19 protein-coding genes are annotated in these 18,100 nt (G+C 55.2%); 17 read left to right on the top strand and 2 right to left on the bottom strand.

The window, feature by feature from the left end; genetic code table 11:
- Window positions 1-23: 23 nt before the first annotated feature.
- The 14 genes from AV929_RS20665 (at window position 24) to AV929_RS20595 (ending at window position 11,479) form a co-directional block, all read left to right on the top strand.
- Window positions 24-512: a hypothetical protein gene (locus AV929_RS20665; protein ID WP_064289205.1), complete on the top strand. Its 489-nt coding sequence runs from the start codon at window positions 24-26 to the stop codon at window positions 510-512.
- A gap of 12 nt (window positions 513-524) precedes the next feature.
- Window positions 525-830 (top strand): hypothetical protein, encoded by a 306-nt coding sequence (locus tag AV929_RS20660; RefSeq protein WP_064289204.1) that lies wholly within the window; start codon window positions 525-527, stop codon window positions 828-830.
- Window positions 831-866: 36 nt separating this feature from the next.
- The gene (locus tag AV929_RS20655; RefSeq protein ID WP_064289203.1) at window positions 867-1,223 is read left to right on the top strand and encodes a hypothetical protein; all 357 of its coding nucleotides are present in this window, start codon (window positions 867-869) and stop codon (window positions 1,221-1,223) included.
- A gap of 8 nt (window positions 1,224-1,231) precedes the next feature.
- Window positions 1,232-3,040: a hypothetical protein gene (locus tag AV929_RS20650; RefSeq protein WP_064289202.1), complete on the top strand. Its 1,809-nt coding sequence runs from the start codon at window positions 1,232-1,234 to the stop codon at window positions 3,038-3,040.
- A 55-nt stretch (window positions 3,041-3,095) separates the two neighbouring features.
- A complete protein-coding gene (locus AV929_RS20645) occupies window positions 3,096-3,911 on the top strand; it encodes a CPBP family intramembrane glutamic endopeptidase (RefSeq protein WP_080510117.1) in 816 nt (271 codons plus the stop codon).
- A 205-nt stretch (window positions 3,912-4,116) separates the two neighbouring features.
- A complete protein-coding gene (locus AV929_RS20640) occupies window positions 4,117-4,332 on the top strand; it encodes a hypothetical protein (protein ID WP_064289200.1) in 216 nt (71 codons plus the stop codon).
- Entirely contained in the window at window positions 4,325-4,627 is a 303-nt protein-coding gene (locus AV929_RS20635) for a hypothetical protein (RefSeq protein ID WP_064289199.1), read from the top strand. Before AV929_RS20640 ends, AV929_RS20635 begins: the two co-directional genes overlap by 8 nt.
- Before the next feature lie 26 nt (window positions 4,628-4,653).
- Window positions 4,654-5,664, top strand: coding sequence for a hypothetical protein (locus AV929_RS20630; protein ID WP_064289198.1), 1,011 nt, complete (start codon window positions 4,654-4,656; stop codon window positions 5,662-5,664).
- Window positions 5,665-6,158: 494 nt separating this feature from the next.
- Complete coding sequence (locus tag AV929_RS20620; RefSeq protein WP_230458929.1) at window positions 6,159-6,866, top strand: hypothetical protein; 708 nt, start codon at window positions 6,159-6,161, stop codon at window positions 6,864-6,866.
- Window positions 6,867-6,917: 51 nt separating this feature from the next.
- Window positions 6,918-7,241 carry a hypothetical protein gene (locus AV929_RS20615; RefSeq protein WP_064289196.1) on the top strand — a complete coding sequence of 108 codons (324 nt, stop codon included), beginning with the start codon at window positions 6,918-6,920 and terminating at the stop codon, window positions 7,239-7,241.
- Window positions 7,242-7,304: 63 nt separating this feature from the next.
- Complete coding sequence (locus tag AV929_RS20610; RefSeq protein ID WP_064289195.1) at window positions 7,305-7,631, top strand: hypothetical protein; 327 nt, start codon at window positions 7,305-7,307, stop codon at window positions 7,629-7,631.
- A gap of 51 nt (window positions 7,632-7,682) precedes the next feature.
- On the top strand, window positions 7,683-8,894 hold the full coding sequence (locus AV929_RS20605; protein ID WP_064289194.1) for a hypothetical protein: 1,212 nt from the start codon (window positions 7,683-7,685) through the stop codon (window positions 8,892-8,894).
- A gap of 90 nt (window positions 8,895-8,984) precedes the next feature.
- Window positions 8,985-10,073 (top strand): radical SAM protein, encoded by a 1,089-nt coding sequence (locus AV929_RS21590; RefSeq protein WP_080510116.1) that lies wholly within the window; start codon window positions 8,985-8,987, stop codon window positions 10,071-10,073.
- Between the two features lie 620 nt (window positions 10,074-10,693).
- On the top strand, window positions 10,694-11,479 hold the full coding sequence (locus tag AV929_RS20595) for a DNA polymerase sliding clamp (RefSeq protein ID WP_080510126.1): 786 nt from the start codon (window positions 10,694-10,696) through the stop codon (window positions 11,477-11,479).
- A gap of 176 nt (window positions 11,480-11,655) precedes the next feature.
- Here the strand turns inward: AV929_RS20595 and AV929_RS20590 are convergent, their stop codons facing one another.
- On the bottom strand, window positions 11,656-14,991 hold the full coding sequence (locus AV929_RS20590; RefSeq protein ID WP_064289192.1) for a helicase C-terminal domain-containing protein: 3,336 nt from the start codon (window positions 14,989-14,991) through the stop codon (window positions 11,656-11,658).
- Window positions 14,992-15,189: 198 nt separating this feature from the next.
- Between AV929_RS20590 and AV929_RS20585 the strand changes: the two genes are divergently transcribed.
- On the top strand, window positions 15,190-15,780 hold the full coding sequence (locus AV929_RS20585) for a hypothetical protein (RefSeq protein ID WP_155120789.1): 591 nt from the start codon (window positions 15,190-15,192) through the stop codon (window positions 15,778-15,780).
- Between the two features lie 60 nt (window positions 15,781-15,840).
- Entirely contained in the window at window positions 15,841-16,602 is a 762-nt protein-coding gene (locus AV929_RS20580; RefSeq protein ID WP_064289190.1) for a presenilin family intramembrane aspartyl protease, read from the top strand.
- Between the two features lie 50 nt (window positions 16,603-16,652).
- Here AV929_RS20580 and AV929_RS22085 read toward each other — a convergent pair whose 3' ends face one another.
- Window positions 16,653-17,156 carry a hypothetical protein gene (locus AV929_RS22085; protein WP_155120788.1) on the bottom strand — a complete coding sequence of 168 codons (504 nt, stop codon included), beginning with the start codon at window positions 17,154-17,156 and terminating at the stop codon, window positions 16,653-16,655.
- Window positions 17,157-17,548: 392 nt separating this feature from the next.
- Here AV929_RS22085 and AV929_RS20575 point away from each other — a divergent pair, with 392 nt between their 5' ends.
- Window positions 17,549-18,088, top strand: coding sequence for a metal-dependent hydrolase (locus AV929_RS20575; protein WP_064289189.1), 540 nt, complete (start codon window positions 17,549-17,551; stop codon window positions 18,086-18,088).
- The last annotated feature ends 12 nt before the right edge of the window (window positions 18,089-18,100 follow it).

Genomic DNA, 18,100 nt, shown 5'->3' with positions numbered 1-18,100 from the left:
ACGGTAGTGAAGGATATTCAGAAATGAGTAGTACCACGACTGCTACTGTCGTCGTTCCGGTCAACCCCGCGTCTTCCACGGACGTGGACGAGCAAGCCGCAGACCACGCCCGAGGCGTGTTCCACGACTTCGAAGACCATCGGTTCTTCTACCACGACGTCCAGATCGATGAGCACTGTGAGGGGGACGCGGTCGTCGCCCTCGATTCCAAAGCTGGCGAGGAGCGCGTCGTCAAGCGGATGGAGCGGACTACGAAGGAGCGCGTGAACAACCTCGAGGAGGTTCTGGAGGCTGCCGAACAAGAAGGGACTGTCGAGAAGGCGGCGCAGAGCCGCGACCTGTTCAGCGCCGCGCACCGACTCGGTGCCTACCACTACCCCGAGGCGGGCTACCTCTTCGACGGGTGTAACTGGGCGTACGGTTCCCCGATCCTGAACCGCGAGCACCTCGACAAAATCATCGAGCACCACGACGAGGACCTGTATCTGGTCGACCTCAGGCTGACCTACTAACGAGCCTCTGTAATGACGACTGAGCCGCTCCACACCCACAGCGAAACGCACCTGTACGGGGATTCCTTCGAGGAATTCGCCGCTGGGCGGATTACTGAGGGAGACGAGGTTCTCGTTGCCGCCCCAACCGACGAGATCACGACCAGCATCATCGACCAGCTCGAATCGGAACCCGGTATCAGTACAGGGAGCGCCGAGGCCTATCTGAAAGCCGCGATTGGTGTCTCTGGGGATGAGACTGAGGCTGGACATCGTGAAAGCGTCTGTAGGAGTGGTGAAGGCCTGTCGGGTGCTGGTAGGACCACGAACGCAGACTGATTTTTCACCCCCTACGCGGGGTAGAGGGATTGGAATATGTCCAAGTTAGAGTACATCCGGAAGTTGGAGGAGATGGAAACAGACGTGAAGGTCATCGAAGCAATCGATGAAGAGGGCTCTGCTATCCTCCTAAGTGATCCTGCCACGCGGGAACTGTGTCTCGCCCTCAACGACTATCTCGACCACATCGACCCACACAACGCCGACAAGCAGGAGTCCGTTGCGTTCTTCTACGAGTCGATTATGGACAACTTCACATTCCATCGTGGTAGCTACCTTCTTTCGACGTGGATTTCCCAGACCGAGGCCAGCGAACTGTTCGAGAACTACACGGCTAATGATTCCGAGGTGTGGGAAGAACTCCGTGAAGCGTTCAGCGAAGTGCTAGAGTGACCAGTCTTATGGCTACCAAAACAATCCTCTCGGCGAACGCCACCGGGAGTGGAGGCTCTCCGCCCTCACTCAGGTATTACTCAGACACAACCGAGGGATCAACGTTTGAGTCACCGAAGCTCCGTCAGTGGACAGAGTCGTACCTTGAAGGGGCGGACCGCATCCTGAACCCGTGTGCTGGGAACGCCCGGTTAGGTGTCGATGGCGAGGTCCTCCGAGTTGACCTGAATGAAGACGCCGATGCGGACCTCCACATCGACTTCCGGAACCTCCTCAAGCACGCCGATCCTGAATCCTTCGACGCGATCGTCTACGACCCTCCATACTCCTACAACCAAGCAGTCTCGAAATACGGTCTCGGTATCGACCGGGACGGCTTCTACTTCTTCGACGACGAAGTGATGGAGCTGTTCGACACGCTGCTTGCGCCCGGTGGTGTGTTCATCCAGTTCGGGTACACAACAGCAGCGATGCCACCGGAACTCGGGTACAGCGTGGCCGCCGTCGGCCTGTTCAACAAGCTCGGGTCTCAGAACGACTACCTCGGAATCGCCCTCAAAAAACCCGAAGTCAAGTCCTCGAAAACGCTCCCACTCACCGTCGAGGACGCTGTCCTTCCGAACGTCGATGCTAACCAGATCTCCAACAACAACGTATCCGCTGGGGGGAACGGTGGCGACCCTATCGAGATGCGCTACCAGCGTAGTGGGCGCAACACCGAGTACGAAGCCGCCGTCTCGGATGCAGTCAACCAGTGGGTCAACAACACCGACCATGTGCTCCACATCTACGAGTCGAACCCAACCGTACAACCTGCAAGTGCCGAAGTGACGCGGTGTGCATATCGATGCGTCGACCTACAGGCACCGAACGAAGAGGTTGCTGCCGACGTCGTCGAGACACCGTGGAATATCGCTTCGACGTTCGCGACCGGCGTCTTTGATACGGTTATACTGGACCTGCCCTACTCGGCGTTCCAGCAGAACATTCGGACGCCGTGGAAGGAAGCAGCGAGCGGTGGGGACAAAACGCACGTCGCGACGGCACTCAAACGAAGCATCACGGACCTCGTGTGTGGCGACGGCGGGCGCGTGATACAGATCGGTCGAACAGCGACGTTGATGAGCGGCCTAGATTACGACTACCGGAGAACTGGCGTCAGTATCATCCAGCACCCGTCAAAGGATACCGACCGGATCGTCGTCGTCGACGAGAAGCCCCACGAGAACTTAGAGACGGTGGGGCTGCCAGACGGTGAAGTAGACCGGTACGAAAACCACCACATCATTACAGGCCGAGAGAACGCGACTGGAGCGGCCAGCAAGCACAGTCGAACCGACCTGCCACCAAGCGATTCAGCGCATTTCTGCGTTCACTGCGGTAACCACTTCTACTACCATCCGGCGATGTATCTCTCGTGCGTTGAATGCGGAGCGCAGCCGGGGAACTACTGTGTCGATAGCGACAGAGACGTGCTCTACAACACCATCCACGACAGTCGCATTTCTGACGCGACAAACCGCCACAGCGGGTCGTGCAACCACAAGAAGCCATCCTACCTCTCCGCCAGTGAAGACCGCGTCGAGGCCATTGTAGGCGCTCTGGAAGAACACGTCAACCCAGAAGAACTGGACGAAGGGTTCACCGAAGACACCCTCCGGAGACGCCTCGAAACCGAGGTTGCAGAGACACCACGGTCGACCGATATTGTCGAACGTGCCCTATCTGAACTCCAGACACCTACGCTTGGTGCAGCTCCTCACAACGGGAAAACTCCGTCCCGTACAACGGAGACGTCTCTAAGCGACTACCTCTGATTGTAGGGGCACCGAAGGAACCAACACACGCGATCACAAACAAACACGACAACTAATGGCGACTGAAGATACTGAAAGCATCTCCAGTACGGCCAGTGGAACCGAACCACCGAATGACGCCGGCCCAGAGAACGAGGCCGCACCATCGCAGTTCCGAGCGTTCCTTTCCGCAATCGGCATCAGCGTCGTGTCGATGCTCCTCCTCGGATTGTGGACGGCGTTCCTGGGTGCGTGCCATTACGCGCTTACTGGCGGTATCGATAGGCCAACAAGCCTCCTCCTCGAGAATCTGGGATTGCTCCTCAGTACAATCACTCTCGGCCTGCTCTTTCTCCAATTCTCCGACCACAGCACCAACTTCTACGACTTCGAACTCCCATCGGTGAAGCAAACGCTAATCGGTCTTGGTGGTGCAGTCGTACTTCTCATCGCCTCTAACGGGATTGCCTTCATCTTCCAGCAATTCGGCGTATCCGGGTCGCAGCACGCGATCACTCAAATGGCGACCGGCGAAAACGCGGTCTCACCAGAGTTCTTCCTTCTGCTCATTCCCGTCTCGATCTTCCTCATTGGGCCGTGTGAGGAATTCATTTACCGGAACATCGTCCAGAAGTCCCTCTATCCGACATTTGGGAAGACGTACGCCATCCTCTCTACAAGTATCATCTTCGCTGCAATCCATTTCCCCGCTTATCTCACGGGAACGCCGGGAGAAGCAGTCATCACGCTCCTGTCTGTGCTCGCGCTTTCGCTTGTGCTGGGTGGAGTGTACGCCTCTACGGAGAAGTTAGCCGTTCCTGCGATTGCTCACGGTGTCTACAACGCCATCCTGTTCTTCGCCCTCTACGCGGACCTCACTAACCTAATGTGAATCCGCAGGGGGAGCGGCGTTCGAGTGGAGGTCATTCGGCTCTTACCTAACATTTGGAAGAGATCCTGTGGATGTGTTTGGTAAGACGCGACCAAGATTTCTCTCTCCTTCCGTGATGTCCTGTTTGTATCTCCCCACACAGGTGAAAGGGGGTAGTGAGTCAGGAAGTGGAGAACACTCCCTGTAAACCCTCTCAAAGCCACCTATGACAGACGCAACTAACGCTGACTCCGCAACGTTCACATGTAACGGATTCGCAGGACGCAACCTCAACATCGAGGTTTCCGCAGAAGCCGGTGACTACAAGCAGGCTGAACAGGAAGCCCAGCAGCAGGCCGAAGAACAGCTCGAAGCACTCGGCATCGACCCGTCCACAGTCCTCATCGAGTTCGACGAGATCGTGGAGGTCGACGATGAGTGAGTCGAAACAGCACTACGGCCAGGAGCGCGGTGTCTACAGGGGAGACGCAAAGGTCGAGATCGATGAGATCGCTCGGCGTCGAGGCGGGTTCCTCGCCGAGTTCACGGACGCCCAAGACGCAGAGCGGGACGACGAGAACCCGGAGACTGTCTTCTACCTCACGTACACTGCCGTCGCACCCGGCGAGAACGAAGCGTACCATCGGATCGCGAAGCTCATCGAGGCGAAGGCGTGCGTCGGTGGATACAGCGGGCACTTCTCCATCGAAAACATCGACGTGACTCACACCGCGTAACCAGCCGCCGACTTCTCGTTTCAACTATGGCCATCAGAGAAATTCCCACCAGTCAGGGACTCCCCCCGCTGCGGCTCCCTGCTGGTGCGCTATCGTCACAGGATAGAGAGCACAGTATCGACCCGGTCCAAGACCAGCCCGCGATCGAGCCTATCGAGCACAAGCTCCGGGTCGACTTTATGCAGGCAGGTCCGCCGGACAACCTGAAACAGCTGTTGGACTCCTACGTCCACTACCAGTCCGGGCCGGGAGATGAAGACCCGTGGAGCGAAGCCAGTGTAGGAGAGAAGCCGCTCGCGCTACAGTACGCTGAAACGACCATCGAGAAGCAGTGGGAGTCTGAGCAGCGTTTCTTCGAGAACTTCGAGTCAGACGACGTCCTCGCGGATGCGCCTGCATATCTCGCGAACGCCCTACGTGAGTGTCGGAGCAAGTCGAACCCAGAGCAAGCTGTTCAACAGGAGCGAGAGAACCGAGCCAAGTGGTATCGGCTGATGCCCTGGAAGAACCTGTACGCCGTCTTCAAGCGCAGTACACTCGGTGATCTCTCGCGGCCCCTGATTCAGAACCCTACTCCTGGTGCTGGCTACGGTGGGTCAAACTCGTCCGAAACCCGGTATGTCGGCGTGCTCGTCATCCCCAGTGACGCCAATGTCGACACCGTGGCGGATGAATACGGTGTCAATCCGACATACGTTCGCCGCGAATCGGAATTCGAGACACACCATTCCAGCAGTGCCGAGATGCCTGTCCCATCTGACTACGGGATCGAGCTTCCCGCACCCCTCCTGTTGGGGGATTATCCCGGTCAGAGCGAGTACCTCTTCATTCCGTGGTCGTCTGGGTTAGTCTGTCAGGGGCCGTTCAAGCAGGAGCACGCTTATCGAGTGACCTGTAAGCACGAAGTCTTCGCGTCCTTCGTCCTCCGTGAGGAGGGGAGTGTCTTTCTGCCCGTCGACGAAGGCATCAGCGTCCCAGCGCGCGCCCGTCGGTTCATCGACCCACAGGTAGCCGTCAACCACTCCCCAGAACAGTGACCCGAGATGCTCCACGCGACAGCGAGATGTACTGGAAGCCCCGTGGACGAACTCCTCACCCCGACGATACCCCGCTCGACCCTTACAGTCCGAGAGAGTTAGACACGGAGCCAGAGACTGAGTTCAAGCGTCCGTTGTTGATGATCGCGAAGAAGATTCGGACAACAGAGGCGCAACTGAAGTCCCATCTCTCAAAAGCGGGTGTGGCTACGTCCGATGACCTTCGTGACGCGACCATCAATCCACAACGTGAGATGGTGCTGAATCCAGCGAAGTACCCTGCGTCGAAGCGGGCGAAGACAGCGCAATCGCATCTCGAGTCTCACTACCGACGGTGGGCAACTCTGTGCGAGAAGCATTCAGCAGCTGTCCAGATGCTGGACGAGCAAACAGACGCTGACTAATAAGGATCCATCAGAATGGTAGTGTTTCTTTCTGCGGTCTCCGGTCCAGACAGGCCTGCGAAACTCCAAGAGTTTTATCGGAAACTCGGTGTGCTCCACGAGAGGACTGACGGCCCCTACTACCTGTCCGATGCCGACGGTAGTCTTGATTGGCCAGACCGTGGAATCTACATCTTCTTCAGCACGGACACCGACCTCAAGTTAGATCCCGTTGAGGAGTGGCACATCACTCGGATTGGCACCATCGGTGACTGTGCCGGGTCAAAAAGCACCCTCTGGGAACGACTCCGAGCGCACCGGGGAACGAAACAAGGCGAGTACGCTGATGGAGGGAACGCGCGTGGGTCGATTTTCCGTAAGCACGTCGGGCGGGCAATCATCGAAGATGAAGGGCTGGAAGAAAAGTACCCTAATTGGGGGACACCCCACCGGAACCTCCCTGATGAACTGAGCACACCCGAACTCCGAGCTCAGGAACACTCGCTTGAACTTCGGGTGTCGGAGTATATTCGCGACCTCCCGTTCTTAGTCATCGATATCCCCGGTGACCCTGGCCCTGACTGTGACCGCGCCCGGTTCGAGAAGAACCTCATCGCTCTCGTTGCACACGCACGAAGAACCACACCAGCCCTCAAGAAAGACGGCTGGGTCGGTCATTGTTCGCCACACGCGGAAGTGACGAAAACGGGACTCTGGAACATTGACCACGTAAACGCCTTCTACACAGGGAGTATTATGACCGAGCTTGACCCCTTCATTGAGAGTACCGACCCCGTGGGGTACGCCGACACCGATTGAGCATCCCCCTCATTTTTGATGGTATAGAACCGAAAAAGCAGTACCAGACCAATGCTCCCCGAACTATCTGAACAACAGCAGCGCCGTCTCGCACCCGTCAAACGGTACGCTCTCTACGTGATTGGCCTCCTATTCGTGATGAACGGGCTGGGGTACTTCGCGGTCTACACGTACGCGGGCGGTGTCTTGATGATCGCAGCAGGCCTGTTCCTCTTCCCTGCGGTGCGTTCATCTCTCGAAATCCGACTCGGGGTTGACATCACACCGTTGGTCGCTCTCGGCGTGTTCGGGCTTCTGTTCTTGTCATCATCGGTGTTCGCCCTTACAGCGGTCGATATCAGCCAAGCACCCGATATCGTGGCACCGTTCCGATAACGGATGCCGGAGCGCAGAAGCCCAAGAGATTATATTTACCGCCGATAACAATCCGGGTAAGAAATGGCCACCGTCAGCTTTCTAGTCGCACTGGTGCTCGTCAGTTTCATCCTCGCAATAATAGTCGGGTTCGGCGTACAGCTCGCTGCTAGCCAGTTCGAACTCGGCCCGATCCCGCGTGCGTTCATCGGCGGATTCTTCAACCTATTCGTCATCATCGCTCTCGTCATCGACTTCGGCGTCATCTACTTCACCCCGATACTCCTGTTCGTCTACTACCTCGGGACGTTCCAAATGGGAACGCGAATCGGACACGCCGTAGGCCTCCAAGCTCCTGACGATAACGACCCGCCGGATGTCTTCTGGGAGATGATGAACCGCTACCAGTAGTTATTCTCACTCGTTAGTTTGTATCCCCCAGCCCGAGTAGAGGCTAAAGTAATGAGAGTTGCCACCACAGGCGAGAATGAGCCATTCAACCGCGCTTCAGTCCCATCAGAACTCGCCCCATACTGGCCGTCACGTATCGAACACGACCGCCTCTGGTACCGGAAACTCGCCGTCGAAGGCGAGCGCTTCTATTGCCCTCACGAAGACCACGTCTACCGGCTCACCGACATCCAGAACGATGGAGACGTCTTCTCGCTACACCCCTGCGCGAAGACAGAAGACCTCACAGATGGGTTTGAGGAACCTCTCTCCGAGCCTAACTTCGTCGACAACGTGTGTGCGCTTGCCGGAGCCATCGAAGCCGGCGACCTCATCCACTTGGAGTCCGGTGTCATAAAGACGGTCGGAGACGCGGCATTTCTGACAGTCGGTGAGCTAACGGTTGAACTACCGGAAACGGAAGCAGACTCCAACGCACTCCTCAACCGACTTGACCCACCGAATGGGCCAGCCTCAACTGACATCGCGAAACTCGCGCCAACCCTCCGCTCACTCCAAACTACCCCTCTAGTATACGTTCCAACAGCCACCCCCCGAACAGAATCTGCGACACCAACCACCCAAACACAGTCCTCTGCCCGAGTCGGAGAAGATGTCGATACGCAGTTCTTCTCAGTACAACCATTCAGCCGGTGGACGTTCGAAGACGCAACCATTCGAGCGTGGGTCGAGTCACACTTTGAATCCGGAGACCGGATTCTAAACGCCTGTGCGGGTGCTACTAAACTCACACCACCGCCGGGCGGGGATATCGTTCGCAACGACACGAATCCAGACCGAGATGCTGACTATCACCGGGATGTAGCAGAACTCGCAGCAATCCCTGACTTCCAAGCCGATGATTTCGATGTAATCATATTTGACCCGCCATGGTCCCTCTATCAGGCGAATCTCCGGTACTCAGGCGAATACGTAACCAAGGAAGGTATACCGGAAATCGACCTATCAACGTTGCCATTCGAGACGCCCGATCCGGAAGAGAAGACCCAACTTGGCCACTCCCGATTAGCGAAGGAGGGCTTTAATCATCTACTACGTTCTGGCGGCATCGTAATCGAACTGACCTTCCACGGGACCGCAATGCCGAATCGCCTCGGCTACGAGCAAGTTCGGCGGGCAATGTTCAATCCGCTTGGAGAAGCGAAAGCAGTCATCGGAAGTGTCGACCGTAAAGTCCGACAAGAACTGACTGATTTCTTCTGAGTGAATAACCTTCGAGACCAGTTTTTATACCTCCACAGGCGAGTGAAGTGTTGTGTGAGTTAATCTCAGCTCCACAGAGGAATCCTAGTTATGACCACGCCACGAAAAGCCAAAGACCCGACAAAGACGCTACTTTCCAAGTCCAAGTTACACAAGAAGTATCTTTGTGACTACGTGCTGAACATCTGCTCGGGTTGTCGTCACGGATGCGTCTGGTGCTACGTCCCAGGAACCCCTAACATCCGAGCACGAAAGAAGATGCTTGCCGAAGAAGTTGAAGTAAACGATCCGCAGGAGGAGTGGGGTGAGTACGTCCTCTATCGTGACCAAATCCCAACAGAACTCCCTGGAACCGTAGAACGTAAGCAAAAATGGAAACGCACAGACAAAGGTCGGGGAATCATCGGCATCAGTTTCCATACAGATGCATATATGGATCAGCGGGCAGCCAACCTCGCAACTCAAGCAGTACGTATCCTCACTGACAGGGGCCGCCACGTTCGCGTGCTTACTCGTGCACCGATGAACGCCGTAACACACCCAATCCGCCACGACCCAGCTGGACGGGTAACTACCAGAGGCATCGACGCACTTGCGAACGCTGGAGACCGCTTAACTGTCGGCTCATCAATTAACTCTCTGAATAACGATGAGGTGACGGCCTTAGAAAGGAATGCTCCGCCAGTTGAATCACGGTTCGCGGGTTTAGAACGACTCAACGAAGCTGGTATCCAGACGTTCGTGTCGATGTCCCCAACATACCCGACACAAGAGCGAAACGACCTCCGGCAATTGATGGAACGAATCGCCTGCCTCGATCCCGGAGTCGTGTTTCACGAACCAATCAATCCTCGGGGTAACAACTTCGAGCTCACCGTCGCCGCCGCCGAACGTGCTGGTGAAATTGAATTGGCACGGGCGTTGACAGAGATTCAATCACCCTCCGCATGGCGTGAATATGCATGTCGACAATTCCAAGCAGTGCAGGAAATAGGGGAGGAGTTGGAACTTCCTATCCACCTGTGGCCTGACAAAGCGCTGGTAGAGTCCTGCGAAGGCAAGCGTAAAGAGTGGCTTCAAGCGTGGCGTGACCGGCAATCTCCTGAAAAGTTCGCTGGTCGTAGTACCCCCGACATTCCGATGCCGGACCCGCCAGCAAAACAGCAGTCGTTAGTCTGATTGCTTGGGAGAACCGCTGAGTATAGTTTTTATCATCCCACCGTAGATGAAGAACGTTCAAAGAGGTAGTTAAGAAGATGTCCAAATCGAACACCCAGAGCAGCAGTGCTGCAGAGCCATCGAACAACGAGTCGGACTCCGGAATCGTCATCACTGGAGGCCTCGACACTCCCGATCAAGAGCCCGAGTCCCCAACCCCTCCAAACAAGGAAACGGAGTCCAAAACCGACGACGAAGAGCCCGAGGCCAAACCAGAACCCAATGTCGAAAGTGCTGGCAAAGAGCTTGATACCGGAACTGAAGAAACTGAAGAGAGGGTAGAGGCAGACTCCGAAGCCAGTGTGGACCGAAACGAGGCCAGCACCGACGACACGCTAGGAGAGGAGATCGAAAAAGAAGGAGCATCCACTGTGGATGCTGACAAGGAAACCAAACCTGCCGTCGAGGAAGAACCAGAATCCACAAAGGAAGTTATCGACGAAGCGGAGGCAGCAGAGATAGAAAATAGCGAAACCGGAAACTCGCCTAGCATGACTGAAGCCGATGGGACTGAGGCTGAAGCCGTCGAAGAGACAGACGCCGACGACGACGACAGCGAGGTCGATGTGGAGGACGAATCCATGGAGACCGGAGAGGTGAATCACCCACCGAAGCGATTCAGTGCGACCGCCGAAGCAGACGAACTCGCCAGGTTTCTGGACAGCCTCACCGTCATGGCCGATGAGTGTAAGATCCGAACTTCCCCGAATGGTCTTCAGGCTCGCGCCGTTGACCACGCTAACGTAGGAATGGTGGATGGAGAACTGAACGCCGATGCATTCGAGAGTTTCGACACGACAAACGGTGTTCTCGGCGTCAACCTGACTCGGTTCGAGGATGTCGTCAATTTCGCTGACAGTGGCGAACTTGTCACGCTGGAGTACGACACAGAGAAGCGGAAACTACATATCACGGTAAACGGTATGGAGTACACGCTCGCACTTATCGACGCCGACACGATCCGGCAAGAGCCAGACATTCCTGATCTGAACCTTCCCAGCACGTTAAAGGTCGAAACAGGCGACCTCAAACGTGGTATCAAGGCCGCCGATATGGTGTCTGATCATATCGAGCTCAAGACCCAACTCGCACACAGCAGTGACCAACTCATCATCGAAGCAGAAGGTGACACGGACGACATCAAACTCGAACTGGACGACAGAGATCTCATCTATTCATCCATCGGCGATAATGTCGCGTCCCTGTTCTCACTCGAATATATGAAAAATATCAAGAAAGCTCTTCCGACCAACGGCTCTGTCGAGATGGAAATAGGCGACGAGTTCCCCGTCAAGCTCCGATACGGCAACGAAGAAGAGACGCTGAGCGTGGAGTTTATGATCGCTCCACGCATTTCCTCCGAATAGGTCACACTATACAGAGCAGGCAGCGCTCACTCTAGTTTCATCAATTCGTTCAACGAGGCTCCGGATTGGAGGCCGTTATTCTATGCTAGCGCCCTTCAATCAGCGAGAGAAACCACGATTAGTTATGTTTTAAAGGTGCTTCTTAACTCACGATAGCAAGGAAGAAGATCAATCTCTTACTTCCGTGCCCGTTTTGCGATAGGTTCGATTTCGGAGTGGACGACCTCGGCGTCGACCTGCGTCCAGCCGCTAACGGAAAGTTCTTTCGCGAAGTTGAGTTGGACGGACTCTGTGTCTTCGTCTTCTTTTACGGTGTGTTCACGCACAAGCGGGATAATTTCGTTCTCGGCCACCTCTGTCTCGATAGGTGTCCAGTTCGACAGATTCGACTCAGCACCAAAGTAGATCTTCGAGTACGACACCGCCCCACCTTGGTCGGGGGTAGAATCAGTCGAGCTGGTCTGCTCTCTTGTTTCTCGCGAAGTTGTCGCCGTCTCGGTCGTGGGAACAACGTCTTGGGTTGTCGCGTCAGCTGTAGGCTCTTGAGCATCACTCGACTGTTCGCCTGTTTCGGTCGCGGCCTGGGCTGTTTGCTGCTGGCGCTCGTCGATGTCGTCCCAAAACGTCGAGAGGACTTGGGTCGTACTCTCGGGGCGGACGGTCTGGAACTCTTGTCGCTCTTGTTCGGAGAGGTACTCGTTCACACCGTCCCAATCCATAGACCCATAGCGTTCATCGATGAGCAAGCGGAATCCAGCCTCATCCGGCCCACGGATCACGCGCCCGAATGCCTGACGGACCTTCCGGACAGCAGGAATCGTGAGCGCAGTTTCGAACCCAGACCCGGAACTGATTCGCTCGTCGTATGCGGCAATCGTCGCGTCGATGCGCTTGGAGTTCGTAGGGAGGAGCGGAATCCCGACCGCGATACAGCCGTGGAGTTTCTCGCCGTCGTAGTCGACGCCTTCTGTGATTGTGCTGCGGGAACTGGTGAAGATCACCGCGTCACCCTCTGCAAAGAACGCTTCCAGCGTCTCGTCGGTTTCGAGTGCCGAACTGGACTGGTCGAGGTGGAAGCGCTTGGAGATTCCTGTGTCTTCCAAATACTCGTACGACTTTCCCGAGTCCTTCAAATAGTTGTATGCCCACTTGGCTTCTCGGTAGTTCGGCATCGCGACGAGTATGTTCCCCCGCGTCTTTAGGACGTTCCTGATGAGGTTGATGTATTGCTTGCGTACGGGCTTCATATTGCTGGGGTTCTGTGTCTGCTTTCCACGGTTCCGGTTGGTGTACTTCGGCAGGTCCGCGATCAGAGAGACGCGGTTTTCTTGGGGGAATCGGAGTGGGTACTGCTCGAACGCGGTCGGGCGAGTGTCCGAATCATCGAGGTCAGAACTATCCGACGGTTTCGACGAGACGTTTATGCTCTCGTCCTCGTCGTCCTCGTCGTTCTCCTCATCTTTTGTGGGGTAGGGGATGCCGTTGATACCCACTGCTTCCTCGAATACGTCTTGTGGCTGTAGTGTAGCACTCATCAATACGCCACCGCCGAGTTCCCCAAACACAGCGCTGAGCTCGTCGCGCGGGATGCAGTTGTAGAGCTGGAACTTTGGCGTCCACGCTTTGACCCACTGGGGGAACTCTGTGGGGATGGTGTCTTTCATCCGGTCATCGAGTACCACTTCTCGGTGATACTCTACAGAGTCCTCCGATGCCCATCGCTTGAAGAACTTCCCGACCTCGACGCCCTGTGGCGTCCGGTCGTAGAGTCCGGCTTCCTCAAGTGCTTCAAAGACAAACTTCGTGGCCAGCATCGACGGATAGACCTTGAGAAATGAGCGTGTATCGAACTCGTTCTCAGAGATGACGTCCGTGGTGAATTCGTCAGTGCTGTCGAAGTCGTCAGGCTCAGCAAGCGCCTTCTCGACAGGATCGGCACCCCACCGTTCGACAGCCTCCTGCCAAGATCCGTCCTCATACCGCTCGTTCAGCCCTTCAGAACCGTACTCAGACAACTTCTGCTTGGCAAACCGGAGCAATCGCTCAGATTCTGCAAGGTCGTCGACGGAGACTGAATAGTTACCGACCGTATCAAGCGCCCCATCTGCGAGCGACTCTGCGAGTCGCGCATCACTATTGTCGAGGTTCGGTGTTGGCGTCTTCGGGATATCACCCACCGCGTACTGCCGAGCTATTTCGAGGTCGTTTATCGCGCGATCAAGTGTGTAAATGTCCAGCGACATTGAGAGCATATCGCGGACACGCTCCTCAATCTGGTGAGCTTCGTCGACGGCAACAATAGTCTCGGAATCAAGCAGGCCGATTTTCTCCTCGGTGAGCAGGCGCGTCTGGGGATCAGCTAGGTGGTAGTAGTTACCCAGAACGACTTCGGCCTCGTCCGCTAGCTCTGCCATCGCTTCGTGCGGGCAGATCCCGCGAGATGCAGCTGCGGTGAACAGCGACTCTTGATCGAAGACGTATTTGTCCGAATCTTGGAATCCGAAGGGGAGTCCCCGCTCGTCAGCGAACGCGCCTGCGTAGAATGGATCAAACTTCCCTTGAAGATCTAAGGGAAGTTGCCCTGTTCCACGAGACTGAAGCACATCCGTATCAACGACATCGTTCGTGTGCGGAACGTACTCGGGGTACGGTGTTTTTACGCCGTTGACGACGAGGCGGTCATAGCCCCCAGTCGTCTCGGGTTCCATTTCAGCAATGATGCGCTTGACAGCCTTTGCTCGTTGCGGGTCGTACCGTAGCTTCTCTCGGTGCTGTTCCGCCGTAACCGAGGCCTCCTCCCAATTGTAGGTCGACTTTGAGAACTCTGGTGGAGACATATCCTCCGGCCAGTCGAGAGGAATGTCGCTTCCGAACTTGATGATTTCGCGCGTCATCTCGCGTAGATCGTCCATCTTCTCGCCGACGCCATGGTGGTCGAACGGCGGCAAGTCGACGTAAGCGTACGGCATCATATCTCCCCGGCCCCGGATGACGACAGTCGGGACTGGGGACTTCGTCTTAGGGAGAGATTGGTTGATGGCTCTCATTTCCCGGACGAATTGTCTTAGCTGCTGCTTCAACGGTGTGACCACGAGCATTCGGGAGAAGTCGGGGAACTCATCGGCTCCCTCGTTGAGGGTTTCGGTCAGCTGGTCTTGGTCGCGGATTGCGTGGATACCACCAGTAACCGCAGCCAGCGTCTTACCCGTCCCACACGCGCCTTCCAGTGCGTAATAACCGTTCTGTGACAGAAGAGTGAGGAACGTATCAATCGCATCGATCTGATCTTGGTAGACCGATTCGTAGCGGAAGTACGGTGCCCACGTCCGGTCGAGGTCAGCAACGTCAACCCGCTTAAGCCCCCGCGACTCAGACGAGTCGCCGCTAGCAGACACCGAACTATTCGCACCAGGACCACCTTGGATGACTTCCGGTTCGGGAGACTCATCACCCCTAACAAAGGGGGGAACCGGAGGAGAGTCGTCTTTTCCATCTCCGTTGTCGGGTGCCATTATATACTCATTCTTTAGCCGCTATCACTCTTGAACCTTTGTCTCTGAGTGAACGCTACATCCCGATATCGCTACCACTCCCCGAATGTATTCAAAAATCCCCTGTCCATGACTGAGTTATGTGAGAGTGTACACGCAAGTTTTTATCTGTCCACTCTGAAAAAGACGCTAAATTCAGCGTACAGGGTGAACTCACTGATGATACAACACTATATCCCCAGCTGGAATCGAGTTCAGAGACTTCTCTTGATCGCAACTGCGTTCGGTGTGATCATTCACGAACTCGCCCACAAGGAGATGGTTGAAGACTTCGGCCTTCGAGTTAGAGACCATTGCTACTTCCAGTTGAACAATCCTTCTGGGTACGTCATCCACGACGAACCGCGCGGATACTTTCCGACATTCGCCATTTCGACAGCTCCATTCTTTCTGAACAGCGCCGTCACATACACCACATTCACTATCGCTGGTGGGATGTTGACCTCTCGGCCCATCGGTAGCTTATCACAACTCCAAGTCGGCGGCATAATCGTTCTCATCTGGCTCGGGATTTCCTCGGGCGTTCACGCATTCCCCAGCAGTCAGGACACGAAGAACATCTGGAACGCAACAAAACGACGTTGGTGGAATCCGATTGCGATTCTGGGCATCCCAGCCATCATCTTCCTTCTCTTCCTCGATAAAACGAAAGCTATCGGCTCCAACTACGTGTTCACTGCTGGAATTGCATATCTTTCATACCGATTTCTCCGCTTCCTCTTCACAAGCAACAGTCTTGGCTGGTTCTAACAGGCGAACTCCGTTATTGGGGCACTTTGATATAGCGCCCGGTTCAATCCACAATTAGCCATGAGTAACGTCGAGAGCCGCATGAATTATATCTATACACAATCAGGCCAACGTCAGCTCCTTCTCGCGATGCTCACTGCCGGAGTTGTCTTCCCGGTTTTGTTCGCTGAGTTCCTCTCGCCAGTCATCGTTCTCTCTCCGGTTGTAGTCATTGGAGGGACGCTATTCGTCCGGCATGGGTTCCCCAAGGGAATCCCGACCTGGATCACATTCAACTGCGTTAGCTTCTTCATTATCATCTATGCGGCGTACACAATCGGGACAACATTGCCCGTCCACCTGCTGTTGCTCTTCTTGCTTGGGCTGTTGGTCTACGATGTCGTTGGAGTCGAGACAGGGAAGATGCAGAAGATGAATCAGACGATGCTTCTTTCAGGCCTCCCTATTGTCCTGTTACTCCCGCACTCCCCAGAATTCTCATACGACTCATTTCGGGATATTATCCGAGAAGACGGCTTAGAAGGACTTCACGGGTCCGCCCACGGCGTGACGATGCTCGGCATCGGAGACGCTGTCCTCCCAGCAGCACTTGGAGTCGGAGCCGGTATAGTTGGTACAGCATACCACTTCGGGCCGGTCACCATCACAACGGTCCAATGCTTTGCTGCGCTTGGCGGTGTTTTAGGACTTGCAGCGCTGATCTGGGCAGACCTTCCCCGACCAATCGCAGCACTCACGGTCTCAGTTCCCGGCGCGCTACTCGGGTTTGTTGTCGGACTCCTTGTAGACCCCACGGCCACCCTATCGTGGCTCCCAGTCTAACAGTAGTTAGTAATATAGCTTCTTTATTCAGCTCGCAGGGTCAACTCCCACTAAATCGGCTTTTGTCCTGACTCGGATGCAATAACGTCAGAAAGAACATCTGTGTCCGCTAGTTCGCCTTTCAAGTTCGAGAGCGGCGTTCCAAAATAGTTCACCAAATCCTTACCTGCTTCCGCATAATTCTCATTTAGCACTTCAACGGCATTCAAAATTGGCGTATACCCCCCTAACCTCTCTGCTGTCCTCTGCAGACCAGATATGGTTCCGGCCAGTGCTACAAGTGGATCGTAGTGGTCGCGTGACTCATATTCGATATCAAAGATACTCGCTGCAAAATCCGGCTCAGAAACGGGATTTTCGGGGAATCGGTGTTGCTCAAGCTCACTAATCACCTGTCCATATGCCCGCCCCTTCGTTTCAAATAAGAGAAGATGCAGTGAGATAGGCGGGCGGACACTTTCAGAGGGAATGAACTGAGCAACAAGTACAGGCTGATTGCAGTACGTCCGCGCATCCTGAAACAGTCGGGGATCACATCCTGGTCCATAGTCCATATGTATATCACTCAAAGGGGATTTACAGATTGATAGTCACAAGTCGAGGTTAAAAGTCCATCGGGGACGCAGTTGGCGGCGGTGGCTCCGGTTTCATTCTCCTCTCTACGACGTTCTCACATCCATCTGGGAAGGAACAGTCGGCGAATGGGTGGCTTCTCGAACAGACCTAAACATTCCACCCGGCCACGACTTCGACAGTTGGCTGACCAACCAGTTCAAACGGTTGATAAACGGACTCCAAACAGACTACGGATCTATCATCGATATTAACATCGATTTGATCAGGAGTTGAACCATACACACCAGCGTAACGCTTTCTCAGGTGTGACTCCTGGGAGAGGAACTATTAAATCCCTATTCTCGGTATATTCGGTATTCAGAAGGTCGTTATGAATAGGAAAGGCCATATTGGACTTGTGTTACTGGTAAGCGTGCCGTTCGCCCTCTTGCTTGGGCTGATACTAAATCCGCCTTGGACAGTCATCGTCGTAGGGACCGCGCTCCTCGCTGACCGAATTCCAGATAAGGACCACCAAATCCCATTCATCTTGCACCGTGGAATCACTCATACAGTCATCTTCGGGGCCATCGCCAGCTTCGTTCTCGCCGTGTCCTTCACAACCATCGCAACCATCACGCAACCGTCATCACCGTTCGAGGTGGGTCTCTTTGAAAGCATAGCCACCAATCCCCTCCTGTTCGCGGTCTCGCTACTCGGGTCCGCCCTCGGATTCACAGCCCACCTTCTCGGAGATATGCTGATAAAGGCCTACGATTACGCAGTCACTCCATACTGGCCGTTCTCAAGAAGACCAGTCGCCTTAGGCTGGGCTCGCGCAGAATCAAAGCATCTCTGGGATTGGGGGCTCCTCTTATTCGGTATTCTAACGAGTGTCGGTCTAGTGGCCGGCGTTTTCGCTCTTAACTAGCTACACCTGAAT

Source organism: Haloarcula sp. K1 (genome assembly GCF_001647155.1).
Lineage (GTDB): Archaea > Halobacteriota > Halobacteria > Halobacteriales > Haloarculaceae > Haloarcula > Haloarcula hispanica.
The sequence above is the reverse complement of the archived record's forward strand: the minus strand, read 5'-3'. Positions and strand labels throughout refer to the sequence as shown.

What these genes read in the sequence shown, in the direction of transcription:
- AV929_RS20650 (WP_064289202.1), top strand. Translation starts at nt 1,232, where the DNA reads ATGGCTACCAAAACAATCCTCTCGGCGAACGCCACCGGGAGTGGAGGC.
- AV929_RS20660 (WP_064289204.1), top strand. Translation starts at nt 525, where the DNA reads ATGACGACTGAGCCGCTCCACACCCACAGCGAAACGCACCTGTACGGG.
- AV929_RS20590 (WP_064289192.1), bottom strand. Translation starts at nt 14,991, where the DNA reads ATGGCACCCGACAACGGAGATGGAAAAGACGACTCTCCTCCGGTTCCC.
- AV929_RS20595 (WP_080510126.1), top strand. Translation starts at nt 10,694, where the DNA reads ATGGAGACCGGAGAGGTGAATCACCCACCGAAGCGATTCAGTGCGACC.
- AV929_RS20640 (WP_064289200.1), top strand. Translation starts at nt 4,117, where the DNA reads ATGACAGACGCAACTAACGCTGACTCCGCAACGTTCACATGTAACGGA.
- AV929_RS20665 (WP_064289205.1), top strand. Translation starts at nt 24, where the DNA reads ATGAGTAGTACCACGACTGCTACTGTCGTCGTTCCGGTCAACCCCGCG.
- AV929_RS22085 (WP_155120788.1), bottom strand. Translation starts at nt 17,156, where the DNA reads ATGGACTATGGACCAGGATGTGATCCCCGACTGTTTCAGGATGCGCGG.
- AV929_RS20610 (WP_064289195.1), top strand. Translation starts at nt 7,305, where the DNA reads ATGGCCACCGTCAGCTTTCTAGTCGCACTGGTGCTCGTCAGTTTCATC.
- AV929_RS20580 (WP_064289190.1), top strand. Translation starts at nt 15,841, where the DNA reads ATGAGTAACGTCGAGAGCCGCATGAATTATATCTATACACAATCAGGC.
- AV929_RS21590 (WP_080510116.1), top strand. Translation starts at nt 8,985, where the DNA reads ATGACCACGCCACGAAAAGCCAAAGACCCGACAAAGACGCTACTTTCC.
- AV929_RS20575 (WP_064289189.1), top strand. Translation starts at nt 17,549, where the DNA reads ATGAATAGGAAAGGCCATATTGGACTTGTGTTACTGGTAAGCGTGCCG.
- AV929_RS20655 (WP_064289203.1), top strand. Translation starts at nt 867, where the DNA reads ATGTCCAAGTTAGAGTACATCCGGAAGTTGGAGGAGATGGAAACAGAC.
- AV929_RS20605 (WP_064289194.1), top strand. Translation starts at nt 7,683, where the DNA reads ATGAGAGTTGCCACCACAGGCGAGAATGAGCCATTCAACCGCGCTTCA.
- AV929_RS20645 (WP_080510117.1), top strand. Translation starts at nt 3,096, where the DNA reads ATGGCGACTGAAGATACTGAAAGCATCTCCAGTACGGCCAGTGGAACC.
- AV929_RS20585 (WP_155120789.1), top strand. Translation starts at nt 15,190, where the DNA reads ATGATACAACACTATATCCCCAGCTGGAATCGAGTTCAGAGACTTCTC.
- AV929_RS20630 (WP_064289198.1), top strand. Translation starts at nt 4,654, where the DNA reads ATGGCCATCAGAGAAATTCCCACCAGTCAGGGACTCCCCCCGCTGCGG.
- AV929_RS20615 (WP_064289196.1), top strand. Translation starts at nt 6,918, where the DNA reads ATGCTCCCCGAACTATCTGAACAACAGCAGCGCCGTCTCGCACCCGTC.
- AV929_RS20635 (WP_064289199.1), top strand. Translation starts at nt 4,325, where the DNA reads ATGAGTGAGTCGAAACAGCACTACGGCCAGGAGCGCGGTGTCTACAGG.